Annotated in this window: 15 protein-coding genes and 1 pseudogene; 10 read left to right on the forward strand and 6 right to left on the reverse strand. The window is 66.4% G+C overall.

Annotated features, from left to right (window positions below):
* The first annotated feature begins 50 nt into the window (after positions 1-50).
* Positions 51-1262 carry an NADP-dependent isocitrate dehydrogenase gene (locus ACW179_RS19485; protein WP_492061197.1) on the forward strand — a complete coding sequence of 404 codons (1212 nt, stop codon included), beginning with the start codon at positions 51-53 and terminating at the stop codon, positions 1260-1262.
* Between the two features lie 231 nt (positions 1263-1493).
* Here ACW179_RS19485 and ACW179_RS19490 read toward each other — a convergent pair whose 3' ends face one another.
* The gene (locus tag ACW179_RS19490; protein ID WP_492061199.1) at positions 1494-2366 is read right to left on the reverse strand and encodes an alpha/beta hydrolase; all 873 of its coding nucleotides are present in this window, start codon (positions 2364-2366) and stop codon (positions 1494-1496) included.
* A 341-nt stretch (positions 2367-2707) separates the two neighbouring features.
* Between ACW179_RS19490 and ACW179_RS19495 the strand changes: the two genes are divergently transcribed.
* The 5 genes from ACW179_RS19495 to ACW179_RS19515 all read left to right on the forward strand — a co-directional run bounded on the left by ACW179_RS19495 (position 2708) and on the right by ACW179_RS19515 (position 7265).
* A complete protein-coding gene (locus tag ACW179_RS19495) occupies positions 2708-3280 on the forward strand; it encodes a DUF2939 domain-containing protein (protein ID WP_492061201.1) in 573 nt (190 codons plus the stop codon).
* 79 nt (positions 3281-3359) lie between these two features.
* On the forward strand, positions 3360-4850 hold the full coding sequence (locus ACW179_RS19500) for an esterase-like activity of phytase family protein (RefSeq protein ID WP_492061204.1): 1491 nt from the start codon (positions 3360-3362) through the stop codon (positions 4848-4850).
* A gap of 69 nt (positions 4851-4919) precedes the next feature.
* A protein-coding gene (locus tag ACW179_RS19505) for an IS5 family transposase (RefSeq protein ID WP_492059466.1) occupies positions 4920-5683 on the forward strand; the annotation gives its coding sequence in 2 pieces (ribosomal slippage) (positions 4920-5255 and positions 5258-5683; 762 coding nt in all).
* Between the two features lie 197 nt (positions 5684-5880).
* Positions 5881-6825, forward strand: a complete 945-nt coding sequence (locus ACW179_RS19510; RefSeq protein ID WP_492061206.1) for an AEC family transporter — start codon at positions 5881-5883, stop codon at positions 6823-6825.
* 62 nt (positions 6826-6887) lie between these two features.
* The gene (locus ACW179_RS19515; RefSeq protein WP_492061209.1) at positions 6888-7265 is read left to right on the forward strand and encodes a VOC family protein; all 378 of its coding nucleotides are present in this window, start codon (positions 6888-6890) and stop codon (positions 7263-7265) included.
* Positions 7266-7329: 64 nt separating this feature from the next.
* Here the strand turns inward: ACW179_RS19515 and alaS are convergent, their stop codons facing one another.
* Entirely contained in the window at positions 7330-9975 is a 2646-nt protein-coding gene (gene alaS, locus ACW179_RS19520; RefSeq protein ID WP_492064358.1) for an alanine--tRNA ligase, read from the reverse strand.
* A 265-nt stretch (positions 9976-10240) separates the two neighbouring features.
* Positions 10241-11308: a recombinase RecA gene (gene recA, locus ACW179_RS19525; RefSeq protein WP_492061211.1), complete on the reverse strand. Its 1068-nt coding sequence runs from the start codon at positions 11306-11308 to the stop codon at positions 10241-10243.
* Positions 11309-11985: 677 nt separating this feature from the next.
* Between recA and ACW179_RS19530 the strand changes: the two are divergent.
* Both ACW179_RS19530 and ACW179_RS19535 read left to right on the forward strand, forming a co-directional pair.
* A pseudogene (locus tag ACW179_RS19530) lies at positions 11986-12915 on the forward strand (beta-1,6-N-acetylglucosaminyltransferase); the annotation flags it as partial.
* A 107-nt stretch (positions 12916-13022) separates the two neighbouring features.
* Positions 13023-14627, forward strand: a complete 1605-nt coding sequence (locus tag ACW179_RS19535) for an EAL domain-containing protein (RefSeq protein ID WP_492061213.1) — start codon at positions 13023-13025, stop codon at positions 14625-14627.
* A gap of 37 nt (positions 14628-14664) precedes the next feature.
* Here the strand turns inward: ACW179_RS19535 and ACW179_RS19540 are convergent, their stop codons facing one another.
* Positions 14665-16485: a DUF885 domain-containing protein gene (locus tag ACW179_RS19540; RefSeq protein WP_492061215.1), complete on the reverse strand. Its 1821-nt coding sequence runs from the start codon at positions 16483-16485 to the stop codon at positions 14665-14667.
* A 113-nt stretch (positions 16486-16598) separates the two neighbouring features.
* Positions 16599-16985: a nuclear transport factor 2 family protein gene (locus tag ACW179_RS19545; protein WP_492061217.1), complete on the reverse strand. Its 387-nt coding sequence runs from the start codon at positions 16983-16985 to the stop codon at positions 16599-16601.
* Between the two features lie 69 nt (positions 16986-17054).
* Here ACW179_RS19545 and ACW179_RS19550 point away from each other — a divergent pair, with 69 nt between their 5' ends.
* Complete coding sequence (locus ACW179_RS19550; RefSeq protein WP_492061219.1) at positions 17055-17585, forward strand: GNAT family N-acetyltransferase; 531 nt, start codon at positions 17055-17057, stop codon at positions 17583-17585.
* Here the strand turns inward: ACW179_RS19550 and ACW179_RS19555 are convergent.
* Positions 17557-20631 (reverse strand): DUF2339 domain-containing protein, encoded by a 3075-nt coding sequence (locus ACW179_RS19555; protein WP_492061222.1) that lies wholly within the window; start codon positions 20629-20631, stop codon positions 17557-17559. The genes ACW179_RS19550 and ACW179_RS19555 overlap by 29 nt on opposite strands.
* Positions 20632-20902: 271 nt before the next feature.
* Between ACW179_RS19555 and ACW179_RS19560 the strand changes: the two genes are divergently transcribed.
* Complete coding sequence (locus tag ACW179_RS19560; protein ID WP_492061224.1) at positions 20903-21328, forward strand: hypothetical protein; 426 nt, start codon at positions 20903-20905, stop codon at positions 21326-21328.
* Positions 21329-21388: the final 60 nt, after the last annotated feature.

The raw sequence follows: 21388 nt of genomic DNA on the forward strand, positions 1-21388 counted from the left end.
TGTGCGCCAGATCGCCACAGGCGCGCCACCGCCGGAGGAAAGACCCCGCAATGGCCAAGATCAAAGTTGCCAATCCCGTCGTCGATATGGACGGCGATGAAATGACCCGCATCATCTGGAAGCTCATCAAGGATAAGCTGATCTTCCCGTATCTGGACCTGGAACTGGACTATTACGACCTGTCGGTCGAGAACCGCGACGCCACCAACGACCAGGTGACGATCGACGCCGCCGAGGCCACCAAGAAGCACGGCGTGGCCGTCAAGTGCGCCACCATCACCCCCGACGAACAACGCGTCGAGGAATTCAAGCTCAAGAAGATGTGGAAGTCGCCCAACGGCACGATCCGCAACATCCTGGGCGGCGTGATCTTCCGCGAACCGATCATCTGCCAGAACGTGCCGCGCCTGGTGCCCGGCTGGACCCAGCCGATCATCGTCGGCCGTCACGCCTTCGGCGACCAGTACAAGGCCACCGACTTCCTGTTCCCCGGCAAGGGCACCCTGACGATGAAGTTCGTCGGCGAGGACGGCACGGTCATTGAGCACGAGATCTACAAGGCCCCGTCGGCCGGCGTGGCCATGGGCATGTACAATCTCGACGAGTCGATCCGCGACTTTGCGCACGCCTCGTTCGCCTACGGCCTGGGCCGCGGCTATCCGGTCTATCTGTCGACGAAGAACACCATCCTGAAAGCCTATGACGGCCGCTTCAAGGACATCTTCCAGGAGATCTTCGACGCCGAATACGCCGACAAGTTCAAGGCCGCCGGCATCCACTACGAGCACCGCCTGATCGACGACATGGTGGCCTCGGCCCTCAAGTGGTCGGGCGGCTATGTCTGGGCCTGCAAGAACTACGACGGCGACGTTCAGTCCGACATCGTGGCTCAGGGCTTCGGCTCGTTGGGCCTGATGACTTCGGTGCTGATGACCCCAGACGGCAAGACGGTGGAAGCCGAAGCCGCCCACGGCACCGTGACCCGTCACTATCGCCAGCACCAGAAGGGCCAGAGCACCTCGACCAACTCGATCGCTTCGATCTTCGCCTGGACGCGTGGCCTGGCCCACCGCGCCAAGCTGGACGACAACGCCGAACTGGCCGCCTTTGCCCTGACCCTCGAAAAGGTCTGCGTGGACACCGTCGAAAGCGGCTTCATGACCAAGGACCTGGCCCTGCTGGTCGGCGACAAGCAGTCGTGGCTGACCACCGAAGGCTTCCTCGACAAGATCGACGAGAACCTGAAGCTGGCCATGGCTTAAGGCACACCCTGCGAGATGCTCCCCCCCTGGGGGAGCTGTCACGACGTGACTGAGGGGGCATCTGGGCTTAGGCCGAGCTAGCCCCCTCCGGCCCCTTGGGCCACCTCCCCCAAAGGGGGAGGATCTAGAAGACCAAAACGCCCCTCGGCAAACCGGGGGGCGTTTTTCGTGCAGGCGAGGAACTGACGCCTTCTCAATCCGGCCCGCTCCGGCCCGATCGACGGGAGCGGATCAGAGTTCCCGATGCAGGTGCTCTGCGAGGATATCAGCGGCGCGGGAGACCAGCTCCGGTCCGTCATAGAAAGCGACCTGGTTCTCGCCTTCGAGCCAGGTCAGCGATTTGTGCCCCGACAGGTTGGCGTAGAACGTCTCTGCCGCATCGGGACTGAGCGCCTTTCTCGAATGCACCATGCAGACGGGAAGCTGGATCTGCGGCGCCGCCGCCTGCACATCGAAGGGCAGGAAGTGTTCACGAGACATCACGGCGAACCCATTGACATAGTTCGGGACCGCTGCGCGCGGCGTCGCATAATAGTCGAAAAGGTAGGGGGTCTGCATGGCGGCATCACCGGTCAGTGAGACGGCGGGGATGGTGATGACCTCGCCGGTCTTCTCATAGGCAAGCCGCGCGTCGCGGCCTTGGGCGACCTTCGCGTCGAAGCCCTCAGGATCAGCCGCGCGCATGCGGGGCGGGTCCCGGTAGTAGCCGACGACCAGCCCCAACGCCTTGACGCAAGGGTTTAGCAAGCTGGCATGGGCTGCGTAGCCTGCGCCCAGACAGACCCCGGCCAGGCCCAATCGCTCGCTATCGAGGTCGGAACGCGACGAGAGGAATTCCAGGGCCGCTCCGAGGTCCTCGATCTTTCGGCCGGCATGCTCGTATTGACGCGGCGCGCCTCCACTCTGTCCGTAACCTCGGTGATCGAACGCCAGGGCTGCGATTCCGCGCTGGGCGAGAGCGGCGGCATAGACGCCTGTGACCTGTTCCTTGACGCTGGTCATCGGGCCTGCCACGACCACGGCCGGATGCGGACCGTTGCCGGGCGGGACATGGAGATGGCCGACCAGGCCATCTCCGGCGATCGTGAACTCGACCTGCTCCATGAGGATGTCCCTTTCGTTTGGCGATCAGATTGCCCAAGTTGTCGAGAGCACTCAACGTCAGCTGTTGGCGCAAAGCCGCCGTAACCGGGTTTGCCGCTCGACCTTGCAGCGCAAACGCAACAGATCCTGCCTCCATCAAGGGCCTGATCGAGAAAAGTTTGCGGTCTCACCAACCAGATCGCGTGCAAGCCCCCCGCGGGACTGGCGGGAGCGGCAGCCGCAATTGCCGCCCTTCCAGCGCATCCTGGTCCCGCCGGGCGCGAAGACCCTTGCGAGGCGGCGGCGAATAACCCTTCTATGCCGCGTTAACCTTTTGGGGCGTCTTGGCTCAAGGACCGTCTATGAGTTTGCAAAAGCGGATCTGGGACCTGATCGTTCTGGCGATCTTTGTGTTCGCCGCCGCCTTCGTCTCGGCCCCCTGGTTCGCCTTCCGCGCCCTGAAGGCCGCCGCCCAGTACGAGGACGTGCAGGCGATCAGCGAACTGGTCGATTTCCCGGCCGTGCGACGCGGTCTGACCAGTCAGCTTATGGACGCCGCGCCCGTGGCGCCCGCCGAGCCGCCCTCGATCTGGCGCGATCCGCTGGGTGCCATGAAGCGCGCGATCGAGCCGATCGCCCCGCCCGAGCCAAGAGTGGATCGCTATCTGACCATCGCGGGCCTGTCAGCGCTGATGCGCGGCTATGCGCCCGGTGCCGCCCCGCCCGCCATCGCGCCGCCCCAGACCTTCAGCGAGCAGGCCAAGGCCTTCGTTCTGGGTCCCTATCCAACCATCGTCTATTGGGACCCCAACCGCGCGCGGGTCTCGATCAGGCGCCCTGGTCCGGTGAAGCGGGCCACGGTGTTCACCTTCCAGCGTCGCGAGCTGTTCACCTGGAAACTGGTCCATATCCGCCTGCCCGTGGAAGAGCGCTGACCTGACCGCTGGCGCGGGCTGTCACCGTACCGTCAAACGCGGCTGCTAGCGAAAAGCGATCCCTCCGGAGTCGCTGTCCATGTCCCGTCTCGCCCGCCTGGCGCTCGCCGCTGTTTCCGTCCTGGCCCTGTCGAGCGCCGCCCAGGCCCAGCCGGCGGCCTTCTCGCGTCCCAATGTCAGCACGGCATCGGGCCCGGTCAGCGTCTCCTTCGAAGGCGCGACGACCATCAATCACGGGCTTGTCGGGGCAGGCCAACTGTCTGCCGCGCTGCGTGACTTCAACGGCGACACCCTGGGTTCGTTCTCGGCCATGGCGATCAGCGACTGGCGCCGCCTGCCGGACGGGACCTATGCCGGCGCCCTGACCACCCTGCCCGATCGCGGCCCCAACGGCGTGGGCACGATCGTGGGTACGTCAGACTATGCCAACCGCCTGCACCGGTTCAGCTTCGTTTTCGCCCCCTATGCCGGATCGGACGCCGTCGCGCCTGACCAACTGAAGCTCACCCCGACCGGCGGCCTGCTGCTGAAGGACGACAAGGGCCAGACCTTTACCGGCCTGGATCCGTCCGAACCCGCCGCCAAGGGTCGCATCAGCATGGACAGCGAAGGCCTGGCCCTGGCCGCCGACGGTGGCTTCTATGTCTCGGACGAATATGCGGCGGCGATCTATCGCTTCGACAAGGCCGGCGCCCTGCGCGGCGTGATCGCCCCCGTCGCCGCCGTGGCACCCGTCAAGGACGGCAAGCCTGCCCTGACCGGCGCTTCGCCCCCCGACGCCGGCCGCCGCAACAATCAGGGCCTGGAGGGCGTCAGCATCACGCCCGACGGCAAGCGTCTGGCGGCCCTGCTGCAGAGCGCCACGGTGCAGGACTCGGCCTCCGGCAAGGACGCCGACCAGAGCCGCGCCAACACCCGCCTGTTCCTGTACGACATCAGCAAGACCGCCACGCCCGCCGCCCCCGTGGCCGAGTACGTGGTGCAACTGCCCGTGTTCCGCAACAAGGGCGACGGAGCCGCGCCGGACAAGACCGCCGCCCAGTCCGAGATCCTGGCCCTGAGCGACCACCAGTTCCTGGTGCTGGCCCGCGACGGCAACGGCCGGGGCGGCGGCGCAACCCGCCCGGCCGTCTATCGCAGCGTTCTGCTGATCGACACGACCGGCGCGACCAACATCGCCGGAACGAAGTATGAGACCACGACCCAGCCCCTCGCCCCCAATGGCGTGCTGGACCCGGCGATCGTGCCCGTTCGCCAGACCGAGCTGGTCAATCTGATCAATCCCGTTCAGCTGGCAAAGTTCGGGCTCAATCTCGACAACGCAGCGACCAACGCCTTCACCCTGCCCGAGAAGTTTGAGGCCCTGGCCCTGGTTCCGGCCCTCGACCCCAAGGCCCCCAACGACGCCTTCCTGTTCATCGGCAGCGACAATGATTTCCAGACCGCCACGGGCATCGTCGGCGGCATCACCTTCGACGCCGGCGTCAAGGCCGCCGACGGCGCGCCGGCCGGTGACAATGACAACCTGATCCTGGTCTATCGTCTGACCCTGCCGGCCCCCAAGCGCTAGGAGCTGTGGACTCTAGGGATTCCCGAAGGGTGCGAAGCGTGATTCAAGACTGTCTTTTGGGAGGCGGTCTTGGGTGTGATGGATCGTTTGGTGCTGAGTGACGCTGATTGGGACCGGATGTCTGGCCTGATCATCGGGCGTCCTGACCAGAAGGGCTCGACCGGCCGCGACAACCGGATGTTCGTCGAGGGCGTGTTGTGGATCGTGAGGACGGGCTCGCCCTGGCGCGATCTGCCCGAGGTGTTCGGCGATTGGAATAGCGCCTTCCGGCGGTTCAGTCGCTGGAGCCAGAAGGGCGTCTGGCGGCGGATCTTCGAGGCGATGTCGGGCGATCCAGACTTCGAATACCTGATCATAGACTCCACCATCGTCCGCGCCCACCAGCACGCTAGCGGGGCCAAAAAGGGGGGTCTGAAGATCAAGCCCTTGGACGCTCGCGCGGCGGACTGAGCACCAAGGTCCACATGGCCGTGCGAGGCCTGGGCCAACCAGTCCGGTTCATTCTCACGGCCGGGCAACGGGGAGACGCACCTCAAGCGGGTCCGTTGATCGAAGGCTTGCCGGCCAAGGTCGTCATGGCCGACACCGCCTACGATGCAGATCATCTGCGTCAGGCGATCACCGCCAAGGGCGCCGTCGCCGTCATCCCCAACAATCCTTCACGCGCTCAGAAATATACGCTCGACCCGCACCTCTACGCCCAGCGCCACCTCGTCGAGTGCTGCTTCAGTCGCCTCAAGCAGTTCCGCCGTGTCGCCACCCGCTTCGAGAAGACGGCGAGAAACTACCTCGCCGTCCTGCACCTCGCTGCCGCAATACTCTGGATGCGATAAGTGTCCACAGCTCCTAGAGCGTGACAGCCGAAAGTGGCTACCGGTTTCGGCGCCTGTCACGCTCTAAATGTTTGAATTAGAGCCTGTTTTACCCGTTTCAAATGAGTCCATTTGAAACGGACAGGCCCTAGCCGGGTTGCCGCGCACGGACCAGCGGTGCTAGGCCTCGACGTCCCTCATCGTCGAGCGCCTGCCCCGTGATCGATCTCGTGCTCGGCGTCCTGTCGCGGGTTCTGCCCTTCTTCCTGCTGGTCGGGGCAGGGATCGGACTGGTGCGGCTGCGCCTGCTGGACGGCCCCATGGCGGCGGGCCTTTCGGCCTATGTGTTCTGGATCGGCTTTCCGGCGCTTCTGATCCACTCCCTGTCGCGGATCGGCGCACCCGGACCTTCCCTGGCCTGGGGGTTGGCGGCCTTCGCCGGTGCCGCCCTGACCCTGATGGCCGTCCTGTTGTTGCTGGGCCTGGTCTTGGGCTGGACGCGGGAAGAGCGCGCAGGCGCGGCCCTGTCCGCCGGCCTGGGCAACAGCGCCTTTCTGGGCCTGCCCATCGTGGCCGCCGTTCTGGGTCCCGAGGCTGCCCGGCTGTCGGCCGGGGTGGTGGCGGTGGACTTCGTGATCGTGGCGGCCACCGGCATCGCGCTTCTGGGCTGGGCCAGTGGACGATCAATCCTCGGCTCGGCCCTGCGCGCCCTGGCCAATCCCATTGTTGCAGCCTCGTTGATCGGCGTGTTCATGGCCCTGACAGGGCTGGCCCTGCCCGGCCTGCTGGACCGGGCGGTGGCTACGGCGGCGGGCTCGGGGAGCCCCGTGGCCCTGGTCGCCCTGGGCGCGGCCCTGGCGCTGCGTACCGACACTGACAGCCTCGCGCCGCGCCTTGGGCCGGTGCTGGCAGCGGCGGTGGGCAAGCTTGTGGCCCTGCCCGTCCTGACCTGGCTGGCCGTGGGCCTGACCGATGCGCCCCTGGCCTTCCGCCTGGGCGCAACCCTCCTGGCCGCGACGCCGACAGCGGTCAATGTCTTCATCCAGACCCGCGCGCTGGGCGTCTTCGCGCGCGGCGGTGCCCGGACAGTGGCCCTGACGACGGCGGCGGCCTGCATAACGCTGTCAGTGGTCGCCATCCTGCTGACAGCGGGTGTCAGCTAGTTCCCGCTTCGTTCTCGACATCCGGCAACGTGCCGCTAGGGTGTGCGCAGGAGGAACCCACCATGATCCGCTACGTTACGATCGGTGCCAACGACTTGGACCGCGCCCAGATTTTCTATGACGCCATCTCCGCTGTATTGGGCCAGCAACGCCTTTGGCGGCAGGGCGACTGGATTGGCTATGGCCCGGAAGGCGGCGACGCCAAGGTCTTCATCTGCAAACCCCACGACGGTCAGCCGGCGCGTTCCGGTAACGGCATCATGGTCGGGCTGCAGGCTGAAAGCCCCGCCCAGATCGACGCCTTTCACGCAGCCGCCCTGGCCCATGGCGGAACCTGTGAAGGTCCGCCCGGGCCACGCCCCGCCTATGGCGACGGCTATTACGGGGCCTATGTCCGCGATCCGGACGGCAACAAGCTGTCAGCCTTCCTCAGCAGCTGACCGCAAAAAACCCGCCGCCTCCAGCGAGACGGCGGGTTTTCATTTTCGTTCGGAGAGACAGGTCCTACCCCGCGATAAGCGCCTTGATGGCGTCCAGGCCATCCTGGGCCTTGGTTGCGTCGGGGGCACCGCCCTGGGCGAAGTCGGCCTTGCCGCCCGCGCCCTGACCGCCCATGGCCAGCACGGCGGCCTTGGCGAGTTCTGCGGCGCTGAACCGGCCCACGAGGTCGGCGGTCACGGCCACGGTGACAGCGGCCTTGCCGTCGCTGGTCCCCACCAGAGCCACGATGCCGCCGCCGGCCAGCTGCTTCTTGAACTCCTCGGCTACGCCGCGCAGTTCCTTGCCGCCGACGCCGTCCAGAACCCTGGCGATGATCGCCACGCCATTGATGTCTTCAGGCCCGGAAGCCGCGCCGCCGCCGCCCAGGGCCAGTTGCTTCTTGGCTTCGGCCAGCTGCTTTTCCAGCGACTTGCGCTCGGCGATCAGGGCTTCGACGCGGGTGCCGACCTCGCTGACCGGGGTCTTGAACTGGTCAGCCAGAGCCTTGGCGACACCGGCCTGATCCAGCAGGAAGCGGCGGGCCGCCTCGCCGGTCAGACCCTCGATACGGCGCACGCCGGCCGCCACGCCCTGCTCGGAGACGATCTTGAACAGGGCGATGTCGCCGGTGCGGGCCACATGGGTGCCGCCGCACAGCTCGACTGAATAGGCCTTGCCGGCTTCGGTCAGCGACTTACCCAGGGTCAGGACCCGGACGCTGTCACCGTACTTTTCGCCAAACAGCGCCACGGCCCCGGCCTCAATGGCCTCCTGCGGGGCCATCTCCTGGGTCTCGGTGGCGACGTTCTGGCGGATCACCGCATTGACCTCGGCCTCGATACGCTCGATCTCGTCGGCGCTCAGCGGACCGCCGTGGCTGAAGTCGAAGCGCATGCGCTCGCCATCGACCATCTGACCCTTCTGGGCGACGTGCGGGCCCAGCACATGGTGCAGGGCGGCGTGCACGAGGTGCGCAGCCGAGTGGTTGGAGCGGGTGGTGGTGCGACGCGCGGCATCAACTGAAGCGACCACGCTGTCGCCGACCTTCAGGGCGCCGGCCAGTTCGACACGGTGAACATAGAGCTCACCGGCCTGCTTCTGGGTGTCGAGCACACGGCTTTCGACGCCGCCGACCTCGATCATCCCGGTGTCGCCGGCCTGGCCGCCGCTTTCGGCATAGAAGCTGGTGCGGTCCAGCAGGACCTCAACGGTCTGGCCCGCTGCTGCGGTTTCGACCTCGGCGCCGTCTAGCAGCATGGCCTTCACGACGCCCGTGGTCTGGGTATGCTCATAGCCCAGGAATTCGGTAGCCCCGGTGCGTTCCTTGATCCCGAACCAGGCGGCGGCCGCGCCGGTCTGGCCCGAGCCGGCCCAATTGGCGCGAGCCATCGTGCGCTGGCGGTCCATGGCGACGTCGAAACCGTCGGTGTCGACCGTGATGCCCCGGGCGCGGACGGCGTCCTGGGTCAGGTCCAGCGGGAAGCCGTAGGTGTCGTAGAGCTTGAAGGCCACCTCGCCGTCCAGCACGCCGCCGGCCGACAGACCCTCAGTGGCCTCGTCCAGCAGGCCCATGCCGCGACCCAGGGTGACGCGGAAGCGCTCTTCTTCCTGACGCAGGGTCTCGACGATGGAGGCCTCGGCGCGGCGCAGTTCGGGATAGGCCTGGCCCATCTCGGCGACCAGGGTCGGGGCCAGGCGGTGCATCAGCGGCTCTTGCGCGCCCAGCAGATAGGCGTGGCGCATGGCCCGGCGCATGATCCGGCGCAGCACATAGCCGCGCCCCTCGTTCGAGGGCGTCACGCCATCGGCCAGCAGGAACGAGGACGAGCGCAGGTGGTCGGCGATCACCCGGTGCGACGGGGCCTGAGCACCTTCGGCTTTCACGCCGGTCAGGTCGACGCTGGCGGAGATCAGGGCCTTGAAGATGTCGATATCGTAGTTGTCGTGCACGCCCTGCAGCACGGCCGCGACCCGTTCCAGACCCATGCCGGTGTCGATCGAAGGCTTGGGCAGCGACAGGCGCTCGCCGCCGGCCAGCTGCTCGAACTGCATGAAGACCAGATTCCAGATCTCGATGAACCGGTCACCGTCCTCATCGGGGCTGCCCGGAGGGCCGCCGGGAATATGGTCGCCGTGATCGTAGAAGATTTCCGAGCACGGGCCGCAGGGGCCGGTGTCACCCATCGACCAGAAATTGTCATTGGTGGCGATGCGGATGATCCGGTCGTCGGTCAGGCCGGCGATCTTCTTCCACAGCTCAGCCGCTTCGGTATCGGTGTGATAGACCGTGACCAGCAGCTTGTCCTTGGGCAGGGCGAAGTCGCGGGTCAGCAGGGTCCAGGCGTGGGTGATCGCCTGTTCCTTGAAATAGTCGCCGAACGAGAAGTTGCCCAGCATCTCGAAGAAGGTGTGGTGGCGGGCGGTGTAGCCCACATTGTCCAGGTCGTTGTGCTTGCCGCCGGCGCGGACGCACTTTTGCGAGCTGACCGCGCGCGGATAGGCCGGCGTCTCGGCGCCCGTGAACGCGTTCTTGAACGGCACCATGCCGGCATTGACGAACAGCAGGGTCGGATCGTTCTGCGGCACCAGAGGGGCCGACGGCGTAATCGCGTGGTCGGCCTTGCCGAAATAGTCGAGGAAGGTTCCGCGGATCTCGTTCAGGCTGGGCATGGGCGTCTCAAGCATCTTCGAGGCAGGTCCGGCGAACCGGAGGTTGGCGCTGCATAGCGCGGTTTTCGGTCGAGTGGAAACCAAGTCCGCGCCACGACTTCCCCGCAAACGAAATCGGACGCCTGGCATGGGGTCCAGGCGTCCGGGGGATCGCGGCCCTCGCGGCGGGGATCGCCACAGGCGTCAAACTGGCGGGGGAACGCCGTAGGCGGGCGAAGGCCGCGAAACCTGTCAGGGCATCCGGACGAAACCGGCGCCCCAGACCCTATTCGTCGTCGCCCTCCGGGCCACCAACCAGCAGCTCTTCCTCGATCTTCTGGGAAGACTTGCGGACCGCAGCCTCGATCTCGTTGCAGAGATCCTTGTTGGCCTTGAGGAACTCCCGGGCGTTGTCGCGGCCCTGGCCGATGCGCTGGCTGTTGTAGGAGAACCAGGAGCCGGCCTTGTCGATGATCCCGGCCTTGACGCCCAGATCGATGATCTCGCCCAGCTTGGAGATACCCTCGCCGTACATGATGTCGAACTCAACCTCGCGGAACGGCGGGGCGACCTTGTTCTTGACCACCTTGACGCGGACGTTGTTGCCGATGATTTCGTCGCGCACCTTGACCGAGCCGGTGCGGCGGATGTCCAGGCGCACCGAGGCATAGAACTTCAGCGCATTGCCGCCCGTCGTGGTTTCGGGGCTGCCATACATCACGCCGATCTTGTGACGGATCTGGTTGATGAAGATGACGATGGTATTGGTCTTGTTGATCGAACCGGTCAGCTTGCGCAGGGCCTGGCTCATCAGGCGGGCCTGAAGGCCGGGCAGGCTGTCGCCCATCTCGCCCTCGATTTCCGCCTTGGGCGTCAGGGCCGCGACGGAGTCAATCACCACCACATCGACGGCACCCGAGCGCACCAGGGTGTCGGTGATCTCCAGGGCCTGCTCGCCGTTGTCCGGCTGCGAGACCAGCAGGTTGTCGAGATTGACGCCCAGCTTGAAGGCGTAGCCGGGATCCAGCGCGTGTTCAGCGTCGACGAAGGCGGCGGTGCCGCCGGCCTTCTGGACCTCGGCCACCACGTGCAGGGCCAGGGTGGTCTTGCCGGAGCTTTCCGGACCATAGATCTCGATCACCCGTCCCTTGGGCAGGCCGCCGATGCCGAGCGCGATGTCGAGGCCGAGCGAGCCGGTGGAGACCGACTCCATCTCGACCTTGCCCTTGTCGCCGAGCTTCATCACCGAGCCCTTGCCGAACGCCCGATCGATTTGCGAAAGCGCTGCTTCAAGTGCGCGCTGCTTGTCGCCGTCTTCCTTGCCCACGAGTTTCAACGCCGCCTGATTGCTCATCTGATCCGCCCTTATTTCATGATTCCAACCGAGAGATCGGAGGTTCGCGCCCGCCGCGCTCATCCGCCTGTGGAATGATTAAGACGTACACGCTTTGTTCCACGTTCGCAAGATGTTCTTTTCCCGTTCCGTTTCGTTCACTTTATTTCGCACTGCAGCATGTCAACCCCTGACAAATGGGCCGGGCAAGGCTTAAGTGTGGGCACTGGCCGTCGAGAACGAGCCGCGCGGCGCGCGGTGACCCGTTCCGGCTTGGCCCGCCTTCGAGACATCCGTTCCCATGCAATGGCTCTTTGAGCTGTCGGCCGCCTTCGCGTTGAGCGCGCTGGCGCTTACGCCCCTGGTCAAACTGTTCTGCAACCCGGCGGCGCACCCGCGCGCTATCACGCCACGGCTCACCCAATTCCAGGGACGGGTCTCACCCAGGGTTCGCGCCGACACACCCAAGGCGCGGTCTTGACCACCCAAATTCCGGCGCAGAGCCGCAGCACCACGCTCTGATTTCTACCCAACTCTTTGTTTTATAAGATTTTCGGACAACCGGTTCCGATTTCCTGTCCGTCTTTCTGGCCTGCGCGGTCTAACGCAACGCGCGGCCCCTCCCCCTGCCCGTCTCACCATCCCGTCGTGACCTCCGTCGCGGCGGGCGCGCTCGTCCCTACCCCAGAGCGCCCTTCAGGAGTGATAGCATGATCGCCTACCTCATCCTCGTTCATCGCTATCCCGAGCAGTTCAAGCGCCTGTTCAAGGCCATCCACGACCCGGCCAGCCACTATCTGGTCCATGTCGACAAGAACTCGGGTCCGGCTCTGGAGGCACAGATCCGCGACTTTCTGTCGGCCTATCCCAACGCTGCCGTGCTGGAGAGCAAGAAGGCCCTGTGGGGCGGCTACAGCCTGGTCGACGCCGAGCTGCGCGGGATGGAAAGGCTGCTGGAAATGGGCGCGGACTGGGAGTTCTTCATCAACCTGTCGGGACAGGACTTCCCGCTGATGACCCAGAAGCGGATCAAGGCCTTCCTGGCGCGCCATCGCGGCCAGGAGTTCATCAAGGTGATGGACCAGCTGGTGGTGCGACCCGACACCATGCACCGCGTTCGCAAGTACGTGGTCGAGCTGCGAAACCGCATCGTCGAGACCTTCCTGACCCGCAAGTTCCTGGCCGGCGCCACGCCCTATATCGGCAATCAGTGGATGATCGTCAGCCGCGCCTTCTGCCAGTTCGTCAGCCACGATCCGTCGGTGGACCGCTACAAGGCGTTTTATCGCAACACCTTCATCGCCGATGAAGGCTTCTTCCAGACCGTGATGATGAACACCACTGTCCACGGCCAGATCGTCAGTGACGACAAGCGGATGATTGACTGGGTGCCCGATGGCGACATCAAGCTGCGCCCGCGCACCTTTACGATCCAGGACGCCGCCGCCCTGACCGCCAGCGATGACCTCTTTGCCCGCAAGTTCGACATGGCGGAGGATGGCACCGTTCTCGACATCCTTGAGGCCCATCTGCTGGCCCAGGACGCCGCCAACGCTGCACCTTCCGCGGTGGGCGACAAGCGGCTCGGGATCGTCATGGCCCTGGACAAGGCACCGATCGCCGTCTGACCCGGCCAGACCCATTCCGGGTCGCTTGAGAGACAGCGTCCGGTTTGGGCGAAAGGGCTCTTTAAGATCAGTGTGCGAGGGTCTGCGCTTCTTGGGGGACATTCGCCTTGTCGATCGATCCGCGTCGCCTTTTGGGCCTGGCCTTCGCCAGCGCTGACCTGCTGGTCGAACTGCGCGACGGAAAGGTCGGACTGGCCCTGGGCGCGGCCCAACGTATTATCGGCCAGGGTGAAGCCGAGCTGACCGGCAAGGTCTGGCGCGACCTGTTCGCAGACTCAGACCAACCCTTGATGGACGCCATCCTGGCCTGCGCCGATGACGGTGCGCGACGTGGCCCCGTGGTCGCAAGGCTGGCTGGCCCTGACGAGCGCTATGTCAGCGTGGTCATGCGCGCCCTGCCCGAGAACGGCGGGCGCGTATCCTGCGCCGTCACCTCCACCCAGGCCTCGCGCCAGCCCGTCGAGAAAGACGGCCTGCAGTTGCGCGAAACCTTCGAGGATATCGCCCGGGGCCTGTTCGAGGCCGCCCGGGTCACCGGCCAGGAACTTGACCTGGCCATGATCGAGTTTTCGGGGCTGGACGCCATGCGTTCAGAGCTGGACGCGACCCAGGCCCAGGCGCTGGATGCACGATTGGCCGGGGCCATGCGGGCTGAGGCCCATGGCGGTGCGGTGGCCACCCGCCTCTCCAACGACCGCTTCGCCATCATCAAGGCCAAGGATGAAAGCGCCGAAGGCCTGGTGCGTCGGCTGAGCCGCGTCATGGACCTGGACGCCGAAGCCCATGTGGTGGCGCTGGAGACCGGCATAGCCCCCACCCGCGCCATGCGCGCCCTGCGCTATGCGCTGGATGACTTCCTGCGCGAGGGCCTAAAACAGGCACCGCCGCTGAGCCTGTCCGAGGCCATGAATCGCTCGGTGCAGCGCACCCTGGCCCGCGCCGGCGCTTTGGGCGTTGCCGTCAGCCAGCGGCGCTTCAGCCTGGCCTTCCAGCCCGTCGTCAACCTGGCCACCGGCATCGCTCACCACCACGAGGCCTTGGTGCGGTTCGAGGACGGCGCCAGCCCCTTCGCCCTGATCCGCATGGCCGAAGAATTCGACCTGATCGAAGAGCTGGACCACGCCATCGTCGAGCAGGCCGTAAAGCGCCTGGCCCAGGACCGCACCGGCGAGTTGAAACTGGCCGTCAATGTCTCGGGCCGCACCATCGTCAATGAGAGCTTCGTCGATCACGTCTCGCGCACGCTCAGCCGCTTCGAGAGCGCCAGGGGGCGGCTGATCTTCGAGATCACCGAGACCGCCGCCATCGACGACCTGCCGCGCGCCAACCAGCACATCCAGTCGCTGCGCGCCTTGGGCTCCCTGGTCTGCCTGGACGACTTCGGCTCAGGCTCAGCCTCGTTCGCCTACTTGCAGGAACTGCACCTCGACATCGTCAAGATCGACGGCCGCTATGTGCGTGAACTGGCCGCCAACGGCCGCGACGGGGCCATGGTGCGCCGGGTGGTCGAGCTGTGCCGCGACCTCAATATCCGCACCGTCGCCGAGATGGTCGAGACCGTCGAGGTCGAGGAGGTGATCCGCAAGGCCGGGGTCGACTTCGCCCAGGGCTGGCTGTTCGGCAGGCCCACAGACCAGCCCCTGCCGGCGTTGAGGCCTACCCTGATCAAGCCCGTCGCGCGCCGCGCCGGCGCCTCGGAAAGCTGGGGCTGACCCTTCTTCCCGAAGGAAGAAGGGCCGCCCGTCTGTTTTACTTCGCCGCCTTGGTCGTGGCGATGTAGTCGTCAACCACGCTTTCCAGCACGGTCAGCGGCGTCATGCCCGACAGCAGGCCCGCATCGTGGAACTTGCGGATGTCGAACTTTTTGCCCAGCGCCTTCCTGGCCTTCTCGCGGGCGCGCAGCCAGACGATCTTGCCGATCATGTAGCTGCAGGCCTGGCCCGGCCAAACGCAGTAGCGCTCGATCTCGGTGATCGCGCCGCTTTCCTCGTCGCCCATGGTCTCGGCCATATACTTGATGGCCTGCTCGCGGCTCCACTTCTTGTGGTGCATGCCGCTGTCGACCACCAGGCGCACGGCGCGGAACAGGGCGTCGTGCAGCATGCCGATATGACCGCGCGGGTCGGCCTTGTAGATGCCCATCTCGACGGCCAGCTCTTCGGAATAGAGCGCCCAGCCTTCGGCATAGCCGGAGAAGCCGATCACCTTGCGGATCAACGGCAGGCCCTGGGCCTCGTTCGAGAGCGACAGCTGCAGGTGGTGGCCCGGAACGCCTTCATGCACCGTCAGGGTGGTCAGGGTGTACTTGGCCTGTTCCTTGGTGTCGCGCAGGTTGATCCAGTAGATGCCCGGACGCTTGCCATCCAGCGAGGGCGAATTGTAGTAGCCGCCCGGTGCTCCGGCCTCGATGGCCTTGGGCACGCGGCGGATCTCCAGCGGGGCCTTGGGCAGTTGGCCGAAATAGGCCGGCAGCTGCTTTTCGATCCATTTGGCCTTGACGTTAAGGTCAGCGATCAGCTGCTCCTTGGCCGCGTCAGTGTTCTCGTAGATGTCCTTGCCCAGCTCGGCCATGCGCTCGCCGACGGTGCCCTTGGACATGCCCATGGTCTTGAAGATCTTGTCGGCCTGAATCTCGATCGACTTGACCATGTCCAGACCCAGCTGGTGGATCTCGTCAGGGGTCAGATTGGCGGTCGTGTAGTTCTTGAGTGAAACGGCGTAATAGTCACCGCCGTCCTTCAGGCGCCAGACGCCGGCGTCATGGGTGGCCTTGGGGCGCACGCTCTCCAGCAGGGCGATCTGGCGCTTCAGGGCGGGCAGGACCGCGTTCAGATAGACCTTGGTCGCCTCGCCGGCCCAGTCACCCTCGATCTTCTTCTCGCCGGTGCGGCGCACGATCGACTTGATCAGCGGGGCCTCGGCCGTCGGGGTGTCGGCGAAGGCCTTCATCTGGACCAGGGCCTTGTCGATGACGAAGTCAGGCGGGATCACGCCGTCGGCATAGTCGCGCTTGGCGATCAGGGTCTCCTGATCCATCAGGCGGGCGAAGCCTTCCATGCGCTGCAGATAGGCGTCGGCGTCGGCCTTGGTCTCGATGGCGTGCTGGGTGTCGAGGAAGTCAGGCATCTGCTGATAGCTGCCCGTCAGCTGGCTCAGCACATAGGGCGCGCCCGAACCGCCGCCAGCATAGGTGAACTTGCTGCCCTCGTCCTGCACCGCCAGGGTGAACTCGACGGTGTCGTAGTTGATGGCGTCCATGCCCGACATCGACTTGCGGTCGATGGCGCGCAGGGCCTTCAGCTGTTCGCGGGTCTGGGCGGCGCCGGCGGCCAGGGCTTCAAACGAGCGGTCGCTGAGCAGACCCTTGGTCCAGGCCAGGTCGCCGCTGTCCAGGCCCAGGCCCGTCGCCAGTTCCGGAGCCTGGCGCAAAAGCTTGGCCATGGCTTCGTCGAACAGGGCGTTCATCTTGGCGACTTCGCCATTGGCCGCCTGGGCCAGGGCAAGCGACGGTGCCGTCACGGCCAGGCCGGCGGCGACGGTGGAAAACAGCATCTGGCGGCGAGTTTGCAAGGCGAGACCCCTAAGGAACGATTTGTTGGGCGAATGCGTAGGCCCTGCCCTGGATAGGCGTAAATTAATTTCTCTTAATCCGATGGCCCCCGCCGCTCCTGACGACGAAACCGTCAGTCGCCGCGCTGCAGGGTCACATAGAGCTCGCTCTCGATCACCCATTGGCCGGTCACCACCTTCCAGGTCGCCAGATAGGTCCCAGACTGCTCCGGCGCGCCGCGCCATGATCCCGTCCAGCGCCCCCGCTCAGCGGCGCGCAGGCCGGCGTTGTCGATTTCGATCACCTCGGTTGTGCGCACATAGGCGATGAAGTCGGGGTCGCGGAACTGCGCGTCGAAAGCGGCGATCACCTCGCCTGCCCCCATCAGCACCGAGCCGTCTCCGGCGATCAGGGTCACGCGCGGATCGAAGAACGGCGTCAGACGCGCCGCCGCCTTGGCCGCGATCAGCTTGTTGGTCAGCTTGCGGCGGGCAGCGATAGCATCAACAGGCATGGTCATCGGAGAGTCTCGCCAACACGATGCTGCGGTGTAGCCTGCGCCCGCCCGTCGCCGCAAACCCGAGTCGTCATGTCCGCCCACGCGCCCGTCCTGATCACCAGCCGTCTGACGCTTGGTCCACCCGAGATCAGCGACTTCGACGACAGCGCCGCCATGTGGGCCGACCCGGTGGTGACACGGTTCGTCGGTGGCCGCGCCTTCACCGCCGAGGAAAGCTGGGCGCGGCTGCTACGGGCGCGCGGCCTGTGGGCGCTGCTGGGCTTCGGCTATTGGGCCGTGCGCGAGACAGCCACGGGACGCTATGTGGGCGAGATCGGCTTTGCCGACTTCCGCCGTGACCTTCAGCCCTCCCTGGCCGGTCTGCCCGAGATGGGCTGGGTCTTGACGGCGTGGTCGCACGGCCACGGCTTTGGAACCGAAGCCGTCACCGCCGCCCTGGCCTGGATCGACGAAACCCTGAAGCCGCCCGTCGTGCCGTGCATCATCGATCCCGGCAACGCCGCAAGCCTGGCCCTTGCGCGCAAGATGGATTTCCGGGTGACGGCGCACACTACCTACAAGGACGCGCCGATCATGCTTCTGGAGCGGCGGCGGGGCTGACCTGCGCCTCCCCGGTTTGAGCGCGGGCGTTCAGACGGCGGGCCGCCAGGGCACCCACCAGGAACAGGGCGCCGACCGCAAGGAACGAGGCGGCCCGGACCACGCCCTCCAGCCGCGCCAGATCGAACAGCATCACCTTGACCGCAGTGATCAGCAGCACCGCCAGGCCGGCCCAGCGCAGGGTGGCGTCCTTGTGGGCCGCGCCCAGGCTCAGAACCACCAGGCCAAACACCGCCCACAGGGCCGAGAAGGTCCAGGTCTCCAGCGCGCCGCCGCGATCAGGCGAACTCATGTCCGCGCCGTGGAAAGCCCAGCGGATCAACAGGCTCATCAGCGCAAACAGGATGCCGACCGCCAGACACAGGGCGGCCTTCGAGAACGGTGTCTCGCCGCGGCGCAGGCCCAGAGCCGTTGCGGCGCCCAGACCATAGAGACCAAACAGCAGCAGGCCGGCCCCGAACGACGCCAGCGGCTGGTCCAGAGGCCCCCACCAGGGGCTGGCATAACGGCCAAAGACCAGGGCCGCCGCGACCAGGGCGACCCAGCCGGCCGCTGGCGCGACCTGCTTCAGCCACTGCATCCGCCGGCTGGCGGCGTTCACGCGATCCGACAGCAGGGCCCGGACCGCCAGAAGGCCCAGCACGGCGTAGGCGCAGGCCTCGGCCCGATCGATCACGGCGTCGAACATGGCACCGCCCTGGAAGATGTGGCGCAGGGTCAGTACGATCCACAGCAGGGCGAAGACGACAGCCGCCGCCAGCCAGGCCCGGCTCCAGTCGTCCTGCGGCCTGGCGCGCCGCCGAACGGTGGCTGCCAGCAGCAGGGCCGGCGCCAGGAACGACAGGATCAGGCTGTTGAACACCGGCAAGCCCGCCGGTGCCTCGCCCACGCCCCACCACGGGTTCAGGACCAGCCCTTGCCCGATCAGCCCATGCAGCACGCCCACACCGATCACGGCCACCGTGCGCCAGCGGGCGATAAGCCCGTCATCCTCGCGCTGGCGCGCGACCAGAAGCAGGCCTGCCGACAACAGCAACAGGGTGCGCAAGCTCGCCTCGAACAGCGGGCCGGAAGCGTCGTGCGGACCCGAAAGCACGATGTGCAGACCCGTGAACATGCCCAGCAACAGGGTCAGCAGCGCCGCCGTCGAAAGGGCTTCGGACTCGGCGCGGTTGGTCATCAGGCGGCTGCGCACCAGCCTGGCCCCGGCAAACAGCAGGGCCGAGGCCAGGGCGGCCACGCCAAGCATCGAGGTCAGGGCCAGGCGTCCGTCCAGCGCGTCGCCGATGAAACCTTGTCTCAGCATCACGGCCAGGGCCATCAGGCCGCCCGCCACGGCGGCGGGCGCAAAGCCCCGCCAGGCCAGACGTCCGGCCGCGACCGCCAGGGCCAGCGCCGCCAGAGCCTGGGCGGCGGGCTCCACGGCGACGGGCGTCGCCGCATGGATCGCCAGGAAGACCATTTCAGCGGCCGCCGCCAACCACAGGCCCAGTCCCGCATCGGAGGCCGCGCTGGCCCCGCTGGCCTCGACCTTGCGGGCCACCAGAAGTGCGGCGGCGAACATCGCGCCCGAGATCAGGGCGGCCGGCAGCCAGGCGGGCTCGATCCCGGCGTCGCGTAGCAAGGGCCAGGCGAAGCTGGCCAGCGCCGCCGCACCCAGACCGCCGATGGCCAGCAGCAGTATACGCGGCTTGGCCTCGCGGATCCGAAGCGCGCCCAGCAGGCCGGCGGCCGGGATCAGGCCCGCCAGCACAAAGATCCACGGAGTCTCGGGCTCGCGCCCGTTCATCGCCAGCACCATCAGGGCGGCCAGGGTCGCCACGGCCACCGGCGCGGCGAACACCAGTGCCGGGATCAGGCCGGCCACCACCCCTGCCGCGCCCAGAACCACCAGGACCGACGCCAGAACGATGGCGATCGGCAGCTCATGACCAGACCCCATGGCGTGCAGCCAGACCCCCATCGAGGCCAGGCTGACAAGGCCCAGGGCCACGGCTGGCTGATTGTCGAACACCTTGTCGACGCCCGGCTGTCCCCCGCGCGCCCGACGCCAGGCCGCCCCGCAGAAGGGCCCCAGAACGGCAATCAGCAGAAGGACAGCGGCGTCCAGTACGCGCCTGTCCATCACCAGAACGGCGCTCCAGAGCACCAGCGCGGCCAGGGTCAGGCGCCCGGCCTTGCCCCAGTGGCGCACGGCGCTGATGGCGCTGCCGGTCACACCGATCACAACGAGATAGGCCTCCAGAACGGCTGGCGACCAGGTGTCAGCGCCGGTCACGAACGGGGCCAGGGCCGCGCCAAAGATGGCCAGCAGCGCCAGGGGCTCGCCGTGCCTCAACGCCAGGCCCAGCAAGCCAAACGAGATGGTGGCGGTCAGCACGCCGGCGACCGGCAGGGGGATCAGATGATAGAGGCCATGGGCCGCGCAGACCGCGCCATACAGGGTCACCGCCCCCGCCCCGGCCGCCACGGCGGCGGCCAGCAGGTGACGACCGCCCACGACCAGCTTCTGGCGCAGGATCCACTCGCTGGCAGCGATCATCCCGCCGCCCAGCAGCACCGCCATGGCGATCCGCAGCGGCGGGGTGAAAACACCGCGCTGGGCCGCGTACATGACCAGCAGCAGGCCGCCCAGGGCCAGGCCGCCGCCCCCGATCCAGGCCAGCCCGTTCTCGGCCAGCCAGGTGGAGATCGCAGGCCAGGACAGGGCAGGACGGGCCTGTACGGCCGGTCGCGGCGGAGGCGGCGGAGGCGGCGCGAACACCGGCTCTGGCAGAGGCGCGGATTCGGCGATGGCGGGGCTGGCATCCGGGATCGGGGGCGGCGCGAGCTCCAGCGAAAGGGCTTCTGACTCGACCACAGGGGTCGGGTCGATGACCGCCGAGGATCGCGCGGCTTCGACAGGTGGCGTCAATGGCGAAGCATCAAAATGCCGGACCGGCTCAGGCCGCCGCAGAAGCTGATCCAGCCGGGCTTCCAGCGCCTTCAGCCGACGGTCCTGGCGATACAGAACCACCGCCAGCACGAGGATGATCAGCCAATGCACCCGGTCGATTCCCTGAAAGCCTCAAGCGTCACCGGATTGATCCATAGCACGGCGATCCCGGAAAGGTTGCGCGCTGTATGGGCCGCCGGCTGCGACGCAAACTGCCGATGGCCCAAAGCCCGGTGTTGGGCGCCGTGCGCATTTTCAATCCCGCCCCAGTCGGACGGAAAAATGGCGGCTGCGCACCGAGCGGGATTGCGCTCGCGCAAAAAGCGCCGCCAGATATCCAGCAACGCATGAGGGCATCAGCTATTGGATCCTGGGGTGAGGAATGCCGGCCGACATTGCATTACTGGTGAAAAATCGGATCGCTTCACTCAAGAGTGACGAGCGGCGACTCAAGCGCAAATATCAAATCTACTGGACATTCAGCGGCCTCGCCGTTTGCCTCGGGATCGTTGCGCCGATATTGGCGGGCTCGGCTTTGCTACAGACGCTTCCTGGTACAGCCAGCTGGTGGCCTACCTTCGCCGGTCTGTTAGCTCTGGCCGCTTCGATTTCAACAGCCATCCACAAGGGGTTCAACTGTGACGCCTATCAAGGCCTCTGCAGAAAGACCCTGGCAGATCTCCGCGCTCTAATGATCCGCTATGAAGGGATCGAGCACGGAATAAACGCCGGCGCTGCAGAGGCCTTCTCTTCTGCGGAAGAGGATCTCGCCGCGTTCTACCGGGACGCGGCGAACGCTCTGGCCTAGATGTGACCCATACATCTGTTGTGCTGCAATAAGCCCGCTACCCCCTTCTCCGCCCTTCGC

This window comes from Caulobacter sp. AVps18, assembly GCF_058681425.1.

Coding starts and splice junctions, on each gene's coding strand:
- ACW179_RS19500 (WP_492061204.1), top strand. CDS start 3,360: ATGTCCCGTCTCGCCCGCCTGGCGCTCGCCGCTGTTTCCGTCCTGGCC.
- ACW179_RS19485 (WP_492061197.1), top strand. CDS start 51: ATGGCCAAGATCAAAGTTGCCAATCCCGTCGTCGATATGGACGGCGAT.
- ACW179_RS19490 (WP_492061199.1), bottom strand. CDS start 2,366: ATGGAGCAGGTCGAGTTCACGATCGCCGGAGATGGCCTGGTCGGCCAT.
- ACW179_RS19545 (WP_492061217.1), bottom strand. CDS start 16,985: ATGACCATGCCTGTTGATGCTATCGCTGCCCGCCGCAAGCTGACCAAC.
- ACW179_RS19495 (WP_492061201.1), top strand. CDS start 2,708: ATGAGTTTGCAAAAGCGGATCTGGGACCTGATCGTTCTGGCGATCTTT.
- ACW179_RS19515 (WP_492061209.1), top strand. CDS start 6,888: ATGATCCGCTACGTTACGATCGGTGCCAACGACTTGGACCGCGCCCAG.
- recA (WP_492061211.1), bottom strand. CDS start 11,308: ATGAGCAATCAGGCGGCGTTGAAACTCGTGGGCAAGGAAGACGGCGAC.
- ACW179_RS19550 (WP_492061219.1), top strand. CDS start 17,055: ATGTCCGCCCACGCGCCCGTCCTGATCACCAGCCGTCTGACGCTTGGT.
- ACW179_RS19560 (WP_492061224.1), top strand. CDS start 20,903: ATGCCGGCCGACATTGCATTACTGGTGAAAAATCGGATCGCTTCACTC.
- alaS (WP_492064358.1), bottom strand. CDS start 9,975: ATGCCCAGCCTGAACGAGATCCGCGGAACCTTCCTCGACTATTTCGGC.